General features: G+C 71.3%; 11 protein-coding genes. 6 read left to right on the top strand and 5 right to left on the bottom strand.

Annotation, left to right across the window (positions count from 1 at the left end):
• Positions 1-114 precede the first annotated feature (114 nt).
• Together ACIA8L_RS39005 and ACIA8L_RS39000 are read right to left on the bottom strand one after the other, a co-directional pair.
• Positions 115-2,208, bottom strand: a complete 2,094-nt coding sequence (locus ACIA8L_RS39005) for a RecQ family ATP-dependent DNA helicase (protein WP_395912541.1) — start codon at positions 2,206-2,208, stop codon at positions 115-117.
• A gap of 42 nt (positions 2,209-2,250) precedes the next feature.
• Positions 2,251-3,141 (bottom strand): NlpC/P60 family protein, encoded by an 891-nt coding sequence (locus tag ACIA8L_RS39000; RefSeq protein WP_395912539.1) that lies wholly within the window; start codon positions 3,139-3,141, stop codon positions 2,251-2,253.
• Between the two features lie 127 nt (positions 3,142-3,268).
• Between ACIA8L_RS39000 and ACIA8L_RS38995 the strand changes: the two genes are divergently transcribed.
• Entirely contained in the window at positions 3,269-4,132 is an 864-nt protein-coding gene (locus tag ACIA8L_RS38995) for a hypothetical protein (protein ID WP_395912537.1), read from the top strand.
• A gap of 431 nt (positions 4,133-4,563) precedes the next feature.
• Here ACIA8L_RS38995 and ACIA8L_RS38990 read toward each other — a convergent pair whose 3' ends face one another.
• Positions 4,564-6,276: a DEAD/DEAH box helicase gene (locus tag ACIA8L_RS38990; protein ID WP_395912535.1), complete on the bottom strand. Its 1,713-nt coding sequence runs from the start codon at positions 6,274-6,276 to the stop codon at positions 4,564-4,566.
• A gap of 248 nt (positions 6,277-6,524) precedes the next feature.
• Between ACIA8L_RS38990 and ACIA8L_RS38985 the strand changes: the two genes are divergently transcribed.
• Positions 6,525-7,166, top strand: coding sequence for a ferritin-like fold-containing protein (locus ACIA8L_RS38985; RefSeq protein ID WP_395912534.1), 642 nt, complete (start codon positions 6,525-6,527; stop codon positions 7,164-7,166).
• A gap of 53 nt (positions 7,167-7,219) precedes the next feature.
• Here ACIA8L_RS38985 and ACIA8L_RS38980 read toward each other — a convergent pair whose 3' ends face one another.
• Positions 7,220-7,453, bottom strand: coding sequence for a DUF3107 domain-containing protein (locus ACIA8L_RS38980; protein WP_395912878.1), 234 nt, complete (start codon positions 7,451-7,453; stop codon positions 7,220-7,222).
• A 69-nt stretch (positions 7,454-7,522) separates the two neighbouring features.
• Positions 7,523-8,161, bottom strand: coding sequence for a TetR/AcrR family transcriptional regulator (locus ACIA8L_RS38975; RefSeq protein ID WP_395912532.1), 639 nt, complete (start codon positions 8,159-8,161; stop codon positions 7,523-7,525).
• A gap of 473 nt (positions 8,162-8,634) precedes the next feature.
• On the opposite strand from ACIA8L_RS38975, the gene ACIA8L_RS38970 reads away from it, so the two are divergent.
• From ACIA8L_RS38970 to moeZ, 4 genes are read left to right on the top strand one after another with little or no spacing between them, the layout of a single operon-like run.
• Complete coding sequence (locus ACIA8L_RS38970; protein WP_395912530.1) at positions 8,635-10,326, top strand: hypothetical protein; 1,692 nt, start codon at positions 8,635-8,637, stop codon at positions 10,324-10,326.
• A gap of 26 nt (positions 10,327-10,352) precedes the next feature.
• Entirely contained in the window at positions 10,353-11,381 is a 1,029-nt protein-coding gene (locus ACIA8L_RS38965; protein ID WP_395912528.1) for an alpha/beta fold hydrolase, read from the top strand.
• Positions 11,382-11,387: 6 nt separating this feature from the next.
• Positions 11,388-12,254, top strand: a complete 867-nt coding sequence (locus ACIA8L_RS38960; protein WP_395912526.1) for a DUF3152 domain-containing protein — start codon at positions 11,388-11,390, stop codon at positions 12,252-12,254.
• A gap of 41 nt (positions 12,255-12,295) precedes the next feature.
• Positions 12,296-13,474, top strand: a complete 1,179-nt coding sequence (moeZ, locus tag ACIA8L_RS38955) for an adenylyltransferase/sulfurtransferase MoeZ (protein ID WP_395912525.1) — start codon at positions 12,296-12,298, stop codon at positions 13,472-13,474.
• Positions 13,475-13,535 lie beyond the last annotated feature (61 nt).

Raw genomic sequence — 13,535 nt, 5'->3', positions numbered from 1 at the left:
CCGGCCGGCGTGCTCGTGCCGCGGGCGCTGTCCGGGCGCAACGCCGGCTCGCCGCCTATGTGCGCGACAAGGCTTCGGTTCAGGCTGGTCGTCTGAGCGCGCCCAGGCTTCGGCTCAGGCGGTCAGGGCCAGCGCGAACGGCAGCACTCCCTTCGCCCCGGCCAGGTTGAGCGCCCGCGCGGCCAGGGCCATCGTCCAGCCGCTGTCGACCATGTCGTCGACGAGCAGCACCGGGCCGTCGAGGGCGCTCACCGCGTCGGCGAGGGGCCGCGGCACGGCGAACTCGCGGTGCAGGGCCCGCACCCGCTGGGCCGAGTTGGTGCGGGACGCGACGTCCGTGGACAGCCCGGGCGGGATGGTGCCCAGCAGCGGCAGCCGGCCCACCTCGGCGATGCGGGCACCGAGCGAGGCGACCAGCTCCGGCGCGTGCTGCGAGCCCAGGATCACCACGCCGGCCGGGCGCTCGGGCCAGCGGTCGTCGCCCTTGGACCACTCGGCCAGGGTGGCCACGACGCCCTTGAAGACGTCGTCGGAGATCGGGGCGTCGGGGCCGTTGAGGGCGGCGCGGAGGCGCTCACCCCAGCCCAGGTCGCTCAGGCGGCCGATGGCGCGCCCCGGGAGGGATTGCTCGGCCGGCTTGATCTTGCCGGTCAGCTGGACGCCGACGGCGGGGAGGCCGGTCGGCCACTGGCGGCGCGGGGTGATCTCGACGCCGGCCCGGCCGAGGTGGGCGCGGGCGGTGTCCAGGGCGGCGGGGGAGACCTCGGTCGCGTACCACGCCCCCGCGCAGTTGTCGCAGCGGCCGCACGGGGCCGCCTCCGGGTCGTCGAGCTGGCGGCGCAGGAACTCCAGGCGGCAGGAGGTCAGCACCGCATACTGCCGCATCGCCTCCTGCTCCGCCTCGCGGGCCTGGGCGATGCGGGTGTAGCGCTCGGTGTCGTGCCGCCACTGCGCGCCCGTCGCCTCCCAGCCGCCGCCGCGCACCCGGTGGACGGCACCGTCGACGTCGAGGACCTTCAGCAGCAGCTCGAGGCGGCCGCGGCGCAGCTCGACCCGCGGCTCCAGGGCCGGGAGTGACAGCGGGCGGCCGGCCTCGGCCAGGACGTCGAGGACCTCGCGGACCTGGTGCTCGGGCGGGAAGGCCAGGGACGCGAAGTAGCGCCAGATGTCGGCGTCCTCGCGGCCCGGCAGCAGCAGCACGTCGGCCTTCTCGACGGCTCGGCCGGCCCGGCCGACCTGCTGGTAGTAGGCGATCGGGGAGGACGGGGCGCCGAGGTGCACCACGAAACCGAGGTCCGGCTTGTCGAAGCCCATGCCGAGCGCCGACGTGGCGACGAGGGCCTTGATGCGGTTGCCGAGCAGGTCGGCCTCGGCGGTGAGCCGGTCGGCGGGCTCGCTCTTGCCCGTGTAGGACGCGACCTCGTAGCCCTGTGCCCGCAGGAACGCGGCCGTCTCGTCGGCCCCGGCCACGGTCAGCGTGTAGATGATGCCGGAGCCAGGGAGGTCCTTGAGGTGCTCGGCGAGCCAGCCCAGGCGGTGCGACGGGGAGGGGAGGGTGAGCGAACCCATGCGGAGGGACTCGCGGTCGAGCGAGCCGCGCAGCACCAGGGCGTCACCGAGCTGCTCGGCGACGTCCGCGGTGACCCGGGAGTTGGCGGTGGCCGTCGTTGCGAGCACCGGGGTGTCGGGGGCCAGGTCGAGCAGGAGGGTGCGCAGGCGCCGGTAGTCGGGGCGGAAGTCGTGGCCCCAGTCGGAGACGCAGTGCGCCTCGTCGACGACGAGCAGGCCGGCCGTGGCGGCCAGCTTGGGCAGCACGTCGTCGCGGAACACCGGGTTGTTGAGGCGCTCGGGGCTGACCAGCAGGACGTCGACCGCGCCGTCGTTGATCTCGGCGGTGATCGCGTCCCACTCCTCCAGGTTGGCGGAGTTGATGGCCCGGGCCGCGATCCCGGCCCGGGCGGCCGCGTCGGTCTGGTTGCGCATCAGGGCGATCAGCGGTGACACGATCACCGTCGGGCCGGCGCCGCGGGCGCGCAGGAGGGCGGTGGCCACGAAGTAGACCGCCGACTTGCCCCAGCCGGTGCGCTGGACGCAGAGCACCCGGCGGTGCCCGGCGACCAGCGCCTCGATGGCTGTCCATTGGTCTTCGCGCAGCTCAGCGGCGGGTCCGGCGAGCTTTTTGAGGACTTGCGTGGCTTCCTGTCTCACGGGTCCGACGCTAGTCCAGGGGTGTGACAAAAACCGAAAGGATCACTGCGGTCGGCCGTATCCGACCACCGGAGCGTAGTCGATCAGTCGCATGGAGATACGCTCTCCGGCTCTGGGGGCCTCGACCACGCGGCCGGAGCCGATGTAGATACCGACGTGGCTCACGTCTTTGTAGTAGAAGACCAGGTCACCGGGTTGCAGCTCGGCCCGCGTGATCGGCTTGACGGTCTGCTTCTGGCGGGCGGCGTTGTGCGGAAGGGCCACTCCCGCGGTCTTCCACGCGGCCATCGTCAGGCCCGAGCAGTCGAAGCTGTTGGGCCCGTCGGCGCCCCACTTGTAGACCTTGCCGAGCTGGGAGAACGCGAACTTGACGGCCCGGCCGGCGGCGTCGTCGCTGAAGACGGGCACAAACCCGTCGTGCAGCGCGCCCGAGGGCGACCGCGCGGTGTTCCCGATGCCGAACCGGCGCAGCTGCGCCTCGATCGTGGCCTTGCGCTGCCCGAGCTCGGCCTGCTGCGCGGTCTGCTGCTGGCGCAGCGTCGACAGCTCGGCCTTCTCGTCGTTCAGGGCCCCCTGGGCGGCCTTGAGCTCGTGCAGCGCGGTCACGCGGCCGCGCGAGATCTGGTCCAGCATCGCGAGCTGGTCCATCCAGGCCTCGGGCGACGGCGCCGCGATCAGCACGGCGGTCGAGCCGATGGCGCCGCTGCGGTACAGGGCGGCGGCCTGGGCGTCCGTTTCGCGCTGAGCGGTGTCGACCTGGGCCTCTAGTGGCCCTAGCCGGGTGTTGACCTGCTGGAGACGTGCGTCGGTGGCTCGCAGGTCGTCCCGTACGGCGTTGTACCGTTCGATGACGCTCTCGAGCTCCTGCCATGCGTTGGCGAGCTGCCGTTGCCGGTCCGCGGTTGGGTCCGCGTGCCCGGTCCCGGGCGCCATCAGGACAATGAGTCCGGCGACGACCAGTGATGCGGCGCTGCGCAAGTTCTTGCGGCAAAACCCCACGTGTCACTAACGTCGCAATTTGGACAAAAGTAACTTAACCTCCCTCGGTAGGCTGAATTTCATGGTGCTCAAGGGACCGTTCGTGGCGGCCGGGCTGGTCGCGGCGCTGTTGCTGGGCTTCGGCATCGCCCGCGCGACCGCGCCCGCCGCGACGCCGGCGGCGACGTCCGACCCGACCACGATCCCGTCGCACTCACACGGCGGCGCGGTCCTCGGCGACCTGGGCGGGTTCTCGCTCAGCGGGGCCGGCTTCACGCTGGTCCCGGCGGCCCCACCGACGTTCGAGGCGGGGGTGCCGCGCCCGTTCGCGTTCAAGATCGTGGGGGCGGACGGCAGGGCGGTGACGAAGTTCGTGCCGAACCACGACAAGCTGCTGCACTTCATCGCCATAAAACACGATTTGTCGGGCTTTCAACACCGGCACCCGGAGCTGGCGGCGGATGGCACGTGGTCGATCCCGCTGACCTTGCCGAGCCCCGGCATTTGGCGGTTGTACAGCGACTTCGTCACCCTGGACCCAGCCGGCCAGCAAGTGCCGCTGGCCCTGTCGATCGACGCGACCGTCGCCGGGAACTACTCGCCGCTCGCCCTGCCGGCCGCGGCCCGGACGGCCGACGTGGACGGCTTCACGGTCACCTACGAGGGCACGCCCAAGGTCAACGCCACCCAGCCGCTCACGTTCCGCGTCTTCTCGGGCGGCTCGCCGGTGACCGACCTGGAGAAGTACCTGGCGGCCTACGGGCACCTGGTCGTCATCCGCGACGGCGACCTCGGCTATCTCCACGTACACCCGGAGGACCAGCTCGTGGGCGGCGCCGTGAAGTTCTGGCTCTCCGCACCCAGCCCGGGCCGCTACCGGATGTTCTTCGAGTTCCAGAAGGGCGGCGCGGTCCACCGCGCCGAGTTCACAGTAGACATCCAGTAGCGGCGCTTTGCGTCGCTTGTTCCTGGCGACGCGCTGCGTCGTTTGTTCACCGCGGACGTCCAGTGATGACGCTCCGCGTCGCGTGTTCGTGGCGCTCCGCGTCGCGTGTTCGCGCCGCTTGTTCGTGGCGACGCTCCGCGTCGCGTGTTCGTGACGCCCCGCGTCGCGTGTTCGTGGCGACGCCCCGCGTCGCTTGTTCGCGGCGCTCTGCGCCGCGCGTTCCTGGCGACGCTCCGCGACGCTTGTTCGAAGCGGCCCGGAGCGTCGCTCGTTCGAAGCGGCGCGGAGCGCCGCTTGCCCTGAACCGTTCCCAACGGCGGACGCCGAAGGGAGGGCCCCCAGGGCCCGACCGGTGTCTCGCGGGAGGAGCGGACCGCAATTGATACGGACCCGAGTAAAAGGCTCTTACTCGGGTCCGCTTTTGCAAAAAGCTACTCGGCCGCGCTCTCTTCGCCAGCCCCGCCGCGTCCGCGACCGCCACGACGACGGCGCCGTCGAGTGCGACCGCCCTCGTCGCCAGCCACAACGACCGCGGAACCGTCGTCGGACGCGGACGAAGCGGACGAAGCCGACGACGAGCCAGAAGAGGACGAGCCAGAAGAGGACGAGCCCGACGAAGCCGGAGCGGTGAAGGTGATCGTCGTGGCCGACGTCTCCGCGTGCTCGGCCGCGTCCACCTCGCCCCGGCGGCGACGCCGGCGCTGACGGCGCGGCTCCGACGACTCGGCCGTCTCGGCGACCGGCGACGCGGAGGAGGAGGACGAGCTCGAGGAGTTCGAGGAGCCCGAGGAGCGCCCACGAACCCGACCCCGGGCGGCCCGGCCGCGCGGCTTGCCCTCGATGTCCTCGAGCTTCTCCGCCGACAGCCCGGCCCGTTTGCGGTCGGCCGTCGGTAGCGAGCCCGTGGTGCCCTCGGGAATGCCGATGTCACTGAGCAGGTGGGCCGAGGTGTGGTAGGTCTCCGGCGGCTCCGGGAGGTCCATCCCCAGCGTCTTGTCGATGATCCGCCAGCGGGGCATGTCTTCCCAGTCCACGAACGTCACCGCGACGCCGGTGGCGCCGGCGCGGCCCGTGCGGCCGATGCGGTGGGTGTAGGTGTCCGGGTCCTCCGGGCAGTCGTAGTTGATCACGTGCGTGACGCCGGAGACGTCGAGGCCGCGGGCCGCGACATCGGTGGCGACGAGCACGTCGATCTTGCCGGCCCGGAACGCGCGCAGGGCCCGCTCGCGGGCGCCCTGGCCCAGGTCGCCGTGGACGGCCGCGGCCGCGAAGCCCCGGAAGTCGAGGTCCTCGGCGGCCCGGTCGGCCGCGCGCTTGGTGCGGCAGAAGACCATGGTCAGACCGCGGTCTTCGGCCTGCAGGATGCGGGCCACGATCTCGATCTTGTTGAGCGGGTGCGTGCGGTAGATGAACTGCTTCGTCAGCGGGGACGGGCCCGTGCTGGCGTCGTGGTGCGCGTGGATCGTCATCGGCTGGCGCAGGAACCGCCGGGCCAGGGTGACGATCGGGTCGGGCATGGTGGCCGAGAAGAGCATCGTCTGGCGCTCTTCCGGCAGCAGCTTGAGGATCCGCTCGACGTCGTCGAGGAAGCCGAGGTCCAGCATGCGGTCGGCCTCGTCCAGGACCAGCGCCCGCACGGCGTGCAGCCGCAGGTGCTTGCCCTTGGAGAGGTCGAGCAGCCGCCCGGGCGTGCCGACGACGATCTCGACGCCGTTGCGCAGCGCCTCGACCTGCGGCTCGTAGGCCACCCCGCCGTAGAGCGGGAGCACCCGCACGCCGCGGGTCTTGCCGGCCGCCGCGATGTCGCGGGCGACCTGCAGGCCGAGCTCGCGGGTCGGCACGACGACGAGCGCCTGCGGTAGCCCGTCGGCGCCTTCACCGGGTGCGGTGACGCGGTCCAGCAGTGGAACGCCGAACCCCAGAGTTTTGCCGGTACCGGTCGGTGCCTGTCCGATCAGGTCGGTGCCCCGCAGTGCGATGGGGACCGCGTACTCCTGGATCGCGAAGGCGTGCGTGATGCCGACCGCTTCGAGCGCGGTCACGGTCTCGGGCCGCGCGCCCAGGTCGGCGAATGTGGGACTGTCGGCGCGCACGGGGGCGCGCGGGGCTACCGCTGCGGCAGCCTCTGTGTTGTCGATTGTCATGTTGTGCTCGGGGTGTCTCTCTCGCGGGAGCGCCCCTGAACTGCCGGGTGCGCTCGATCTGTGTAGGGCGCGGGCCACACGCGACCGTGTTCGAACGTTGGTCGCGGGCTACAAGCGCCGGTGCCTGGGCTAGGGTCCGCCCAAGGCCATTTCTCGTCATTGTACCGACACAAATGCGGATCCGCGCACAACACTGCGTGGGCATCTCGCAGCCAGCGCTGGGAGATCCCGCGCGGTACTGTGCCGACGTGTCCGATGTCACGCCCGGGGCGGTGCTCGACCTGCTGGGAATGCTCGCATACGGCGAGCTGGTCGCCTTCGACCGCATGGCCGCCGATGCCCGGCTGGCCCCTGACCTGCGCCGCCGCGCCGTGCTGAGCGAGATGGCGGCCCGTGAGATCAGCAACTACGGCCGCCTGGCCGACCGCCTCGTCGAGCTCGGTGCCGACCCGGAGGCCGCGATGGCGCCCTATGTGCGGGCAGTGTCGGACTACCACGAGCAGACCGAGCCCAACGATTGGCTGGAGGGCCTGACCAAGGCCTATGTGGGTGACGGCATCGCCGACGACTTCACCCGCGAGGTGGCGTTGATCCTGGACGCACCGGACCGCGACCTGATCCTCGACGTGCTGCACGACTCCCGCCACGCCGACTTCGCGGCCGACGAGCTGCGGGCCGCGATCGCGGTCGACCCGAAGGTGGCCAACCGGCTCTCGATGTGGGCCCGGCGGCTGGTGGGGGAGGCGATCTCGCAGTCACTGCGGGTCGCCGGTGAACGGCCCTCGCTGGGGGTGCTGCTGGCCACCCACGGCACCGACTTCCAGGCCCTGATCAAGCGCCTGACCTCGGCGCACACCGAACGGATGGGCGCCGTCGGACTGAATAACTAAGCGGTTGGACTGAATAACTGAAAGGGGCCCCCGGGAAAGGGGGCCCCAATCGTTCAGCGCGCGGCCGAGAAACCAACCGGCCGCGGCGACGACTCGGCGATCTCGACGTATGCGATCTTGTCGACGGGCACGATCACCCGGCGGCCCTTGTCGTCGACCAGGGACAAAACACCTTTATCGCCACCGTTGATCGCGTCGGTGACCGCAGACTCGACCTCGGCCGGCGACTGGTTGCTCTCCAGCACCAGCTCCCGAGGCGCGTACTGCACGCCGATCTTGACCTCCACGCGTTCCTCCTTGATCGGGCGCGGCCGCGCGTCGGGCCGCACACCCAGTGTGGTTGAAGATTAACGCGATCAGGCGTGTTCGCCGTGCAGGGGGAAGCTGGCGATGCCGCGCCACGACAGCGCGGTCAGCAGGCTCTCCGCCTCGGCCTTCTCCACCTGGCGGCCGCCGGCCAGCCAGAAGCGGGCGGCGATCTCGGCCGCGCCGACCATGCCGGAGGCCAGCAGCTCGGCGCGGGCCCGGCTCACGCCGGTGTCGGCCATGATCGTGTCGGTGATGGCCGCGATGCAGCCGGTCTCCACGCGGTCCACGCGCTCGCGGACGGCGGGGTCGTTGCGCAGATCGGACTCGAAGACCAGCCGGAAGGCTTCACTTTCGTGGTCGATGAAGTCGAAGTAGGCCTGGATGGCCCCGCGCACCCGGTCCTTGTTGTCGGTCGTCGCCTCCATCGCGGAGCGCACCCGGGACACCATCGCGTCGCAGTGGGTGTCGAGCAGCGCGAGGTACAACTCCAACTTGCCCGGAAAATGTTGATACAAGACAGGTTTCGAAACACCGGCCCGCTCGGCGATGTCGTCCATCGCGGCGGCGTGGTAGCCCTGCGCCACAAACACCTGCTGAGCTGCGGCGAGCAGTTGCTTTCTCCGCGCCGACCGGGGCAGCCGCACGGGCCGGCCGGCCGCCTGCGTGCCGCTCATCGACGAGGTCATGTTCACCATCCGGATTTGGGTCGAGATTGCAACTTACCCCCTTTCCACCCACACGGTAGCCTCACTACGGGGCGATGGAGGAGCGTGCGGTGGACGAAACGGGGCAAGCCGGTAGCCCGGAAGCGGGTGGCGCCTACCCTGGTGCAAACCTCGGCTCGGGCCACGGCCTGGGTCGCGGTCGTCCCGCATATCCAGAAGGCCAGGCCAACGGCGGTACGCCGACCGATGATGCCCTGGAGGCGATCGTCTCGGCCTGGCGCGAGCCGGCCAGCGGGGCGATCGCCGGCCGGGCCCAGGTCACGGGAGCTTTCAACATCCACCAGCACAACGGCAACGGCCTCGGTTCCAACGGCGTCAATCTCAACGGCGCCAATGGCAATCCCCCTAACGGCGTAAACGGTACAAATGGCGTCAATGGCGGGACGCGGGGCCGGGCTGAGGTCCGCAGTCCGTATTCCGACATGCTGGCCCCCATGAGCCCGCCGGTCTCACCGCCGCCGCCACCGGTGCACGCGCCCACCCCGCAGCCGCCGATGTCGACGCTGCACTACGGCCACTACGGGCCGGACGGGCAGGGCTGGCCGACGTCCAGCCCGACCGGCGAGACGAAGAGCGTCCCGCCGCCGGCCCCGGGCACCGTCTACGGCGCGCTGTCCGCACCCGCCGAGCACACCGGTGAGCTGCGGCGGCCGATCTCCGCGCAGCCCTCTTACGAGCCGTCGTCATACCGGCCCTACGAGGCGCTCGAGCGGGTCGCGGAGCAGCCACCGGCGACCGACGGCTGGGGCTACACGGGCGGGGCCTACCAGCCGCCGCAAGAGACGTACCAGCCGCCGCAAGAGACCTACCAGCCCGCTCAGGAGACGTACCAGCCGCAGGAGCAGCGGCACTGGGCGCCGGAGCCGTCGCAGCCGGAGTTCGACTGGGCCGCGCCGACCCAGCACCCCGCCCCGCACGAGCCGGTGTCGGCCCCGCCGCCCGCACAGGCCGCGCAGCCGCAGGCCCTGCCCAGCCAGCGCGTCCCGGAGGACGACCCGTTGCTCGGGCCGATGCCGCCGCTCCTGCTCGGCTCGGCCACGTCGATGGCGGCCGCCGAGCCGATCATGCCGACGTTCGCCGACGACATGACCCAGCCCGCCTACGAGGCCCCCGAGCTGCCGCAGCGCGTGCCGGCCCAGCCCGATGTGCCGCCCATCCCGGCCGGCGAGCCGCAGGCGTCCGCGGTCGGCGCGCCCGAGCTCACCCGGATCACCGACTACCTGCGCGAAGAGCAGGAGGGTCAGCCCGGCGACCCGGACAGCCGCCCCGACGGCTTCGACGTGCAGAGCGTCCTCCGGGCCGTGCAGACCGTCGGTGGTGTCCACCGCGCGACCCTGCGCAAGAACGCCGACGGCCTGCACACGCTGCGCCTGGAGCTGGCCGACGAGGCCGACGCCGGGCAGGTCAGCCGGATCGTCGCGCGGATGCTCAACGAGACCATGGGCCTGTCGGCCGAGCAGAACCCGCTGCTCCCCGACGGCATGCCGGAGCCGGCCGCGCCCATCGCCGGCCTGCCCTCCTCCGCCCCGGTGCCCACGCCGCGCCCGCCGGTCAACGCCGCCGCCGCGCTCAACGCCGCCCGCAATTCACCACACAGTGCCCTTCCCGGGTACGGCCGTGAAGCCCGTCGTCGCCGCCCCGTCAGCAGTGGCGCGCGCAAACCCGCGCCCGTCGAGCAGAAGGCGCCGGCGCTCACCCCCAACCCGGGCTCGATCGTGTCGCCGCGGGTCGTGATCGAGTCGGTCGACGTCAACACGCAGGGCATCGACGCGACGGTCGAGGTCCGCCTGACCGCCGACAACCAGCCCGCCATCGGCGTCGCCAGCGGCCCCAACTTCGACGGCTACATGCTGAAGCTGGCCGCCCTGGCCGCCGCCTCCGCCGTCGACCAGCTGCTCATCGACACCGACGCCACCGTCCGGGCCCGCTGCTACATCGAGCACGCCGCGGTGGTCGCCCTCGGCGGATGCGAGGTCGCGGTCGTCGTGCTCCTGCTGATGTACGACGGCTTCGTCGAGCAGCTCACCGGCTCGGCCGTGGTGGCCGCCGACGGCGACTCCCGCCAGGCCGTGGTCCGGGCCACGATGGCCGCCGTCAACCGCCGTTTGGAAGCTCTCCTGCCTTAGCCGTGCCTCCAAGGCACACTTGGGGGATGAAGCGAGCCACTCTTGTCCCGGAGTTCACCGTCCCGTCACCCGAGCAGTTGCCGGACCGGTGGCCGGGGCGGGAGGTCGAGCTCGACGGCACGCCCACGTTCGTCCGGGACACCCCGGCGCTCGGCCGCGACGTCGAGCCGGCCGTCTATGTGCACGGCCTCGGCGGCTCGTCGACCAACTGGACCGACCTGGCCGGCATCCTGGCCTCCCGCACCGACGGGCTCGTCCTGGAGGGGCAGGCCATCGACCTGCCCGGGTTCGGCTACAGCGGCCGCGCCCGCAGCTACACCCTCGACGCGATGGCCAACCACGTCATCCACTGGATCGAGCACAGCGACCGCGGCCCGGTCCACCTGTTCGGCAACTCCCTCGGCGGCGCCACCAGCGTCGTCGTCGCCGCGCGGCGGCCGGACCTGGTCCGCTCGCTCACCCTGATCTCTCCGGCGATGCCGTTCCTCGACCCGCGCCGGTCGCTGCAGGGCCGGGTGGTGCCGCTGCTCCTGCTGCCCAACGCCACCCGGCTGGCGGCCCGGCACATGGGTTCCATGGAGCCCGAGGCGATCGCCGACATGGTCATCGACTCCTGCTACGGCGACCCGGCCCGTTACCCCGAACAGCGCCGGCTGGAGGCGATCGAGGAGGCCCGGCTGCGGCACGAGGTGCCGTGGTACGCCGAGGCCTACGTCGGCAGCCTGCGCGGCCTGGTCAGCAGCTTCCTGCGGGCCTACCTGCCGGGGGAGGGCTCCATCTGGCGGATGGCCCAGCGGATCAAGGCGCCGACGCTGGTGGTCGCCGGGCGGCAGGACAAGCTCGTCGACATCCGCACCGCCCCGCAGGTCGCCCGGCTCATCCCGGACAGCCGGCTGATGATGCTGGAGGGCGTCGGGCACGTCGCCCAGATGGAAGTTCCGCGCTCCGTGGCCCGGGCCGTGTTCGGGCTCATCGACGAGGTCGCGGCGCCGGTTGCAGAACGGGAGCAGGTACCGGTCCGCGCGCGCGTGGCCCAGGTGCGCATGGCAAGCTAGCCGTCGATGGTTAGCCGGCTGATCTCCGACCGCCGGCGGGAGCCGGAACCGTTGCCGAGCGACCCGACGGCTGCCCGGGAGGTCGTGCGCGCGTCCCGCCACCGCCGTCGCATGGAGGCGCGCCGCAAGCGTTACCTCATCGCGGGCGTCATGGCCGCGGCCGGACTGCTGGCCGCATTGGGCCTGACCCGGCAGCTGTTTTTTGCAAGCGATTCCGGGGGTACTGCCGACAAGGCGCCCGTTCGCCAGGAGCAGCCGATGCTGGCGCCGCCGTCGCAGCCGGCTAGCCCGCCGCCGGAGGCCGGTGCGGCCAAGGGGGACGGCACGTTCGCCTACGCGACCACCGACGGGCCGATCGCCGGGGCCGGCGGGGGGTTGAAGAAGTACCGCGTCGCCGTCGAGAACGGGGCCGAGCTGCAGGCCGACGCGTTCGCGGCCGCGGTGGAGAAGACCTACGCCGACCCGCGCGGCTGGACCGCCGCCGGCGAGCTGAAGCTGCAGCGGGTCAAGGGCGAGGGCCCGGCCGACTTCACGGTGTTCCTGGCCACGCCGGTCACCTCCGAGGCGATGTGCGCGACGGCCGGGCTGCACACGGACGGATACAGCTCCTGCCGCATCACCGGCAAGGTCATCATCAATCTGGCCCGCTGGAACACCGCCATCCCGGACTACGGCGCGCCGCTCGCCGAATACCGGACCTACGTCATCAACCACGAGACCGGCCACGAGCTCGGCCGCGGCCACGAGGCGTGCCCGGCGGCCGGCAAGCCCGCGCCGGTCATGATGCAGCAGACCTACGGCCTCAAGGGCTGCGTCGCCAACTCGTGGCCGTTCGTGGACGGTCAGCAGTACACGGGGCCCAAAGTGCCCTAGCTCACTCGGGTTCGGGGCGTAGGCGGGGCAGAATGAGAACCATGTCGTTGCCTCCTCTGGTCGAACCCGCCGCCGACCTGTCGGTGGACGAGGTCCGCCGTTACTCACGCCATCTGATCATTCCCGACGTCGGGGTGGCCGGGCAGAAACGACTCAAGAACGCCAAGGTGCTGTGTGTCGGCGCGGGTGGCCTCGGCTCGCCCGCGCTCATGTACCTGGCGGCCGCCGGCGTCGGCACCCTCGGCATCGTCGAGTTCGACACCGTCGACGAGTCCAACCTGCAGCGCCAGATCATCCACGGCCAGTCCGACATCGGCCGCCCCAAGGCCGAGTCGGCGCGGGACTCGGTGCTCGAGATCAACCCCTACGTCAACGTCATCCTGCACAACGAGGCGCTCTCCAACGACAACGTCATGGAGATCTTCGCGCAGTACGACCTGATCATCGACGGCACCGACAACTTCGCGACCCGCTACATGGTCAACGACGCGGCGGTACTGCTCGGCAAGCCCTACGTGTGGGGTTCGATCTACCGCTTCGACGGCCAGGCGTCGGTGTTCTGGGCCGAGCACGGCCCCTGCTACCGCTGCCTCTACCCGGAGCCGCCCCCGCCGGGCATGGTGCCGAGCTGCGCCGAGGGCGGCGTGCTGGGTGTTCTGTGCGCGTCGATCGGCGCGATCCAGGTCACCGAGGCCATCAAGCTTCTGACCGGCGTGGGCGAGACCCTCCTGGGCCGCCTGATGGTCTACGACGCCCTGGAGATGGAATACCGCAAGATCAAGCTGCGCAAGGACCCCAACTGCGCGATCTGCGGCGAAAACCCCACCGTCACCGGCCTCATCGACTACGACGACTTCTGCGGCGCCGTCTCCGACGAGGCCCAGGCCGCGACCGAGGGCTCGACGATCACCGCCCAGGAGCTCAAGGACTGGCAGGACTCGGGCAAGCCGATCGACCTCATCGACGTGCGCGAGCCCGCCGAGTGGGAGATCGTCCGCATCCCCGGCGCCCGCCTGGTCCCGAAGGGCGAGTTCCTCAACGGCAACGCCCTGGCCGACCTCCCGCAGGACAAGCAGATCGTCCTGCACTGCAAGAGCGGCGTCCGCTCCGCCGAGGCTCTGGCCGCGGTGAAGGCGGCGGGCTTCAAGGACGCGGTCCACGTCCAGGGCGGCGTGGTCTCCTGGGTCAAGACAGTCGACCCGTCTTTGCCCATTTACTAAATAAGTAGGGGAGACTTCGCCTCCACCCACACCCCCTCACGATCGGCGCGATAGTGGCCGG

It is taken from the genome of Dactylosporangium sp. NPDC051541, from assembly GCF_044454505.1.
Classification (GTDB): domain Bacteria; phylum Actinomycetota; class Actinomycetes; order Mycobacteriales; family Micromonosporaceae; genus Dactylosporangium.
Note: the sequence above shows the minus strand (reverse complement) of the source record. Positions and strands in the feature narration are given on the sequence as shown.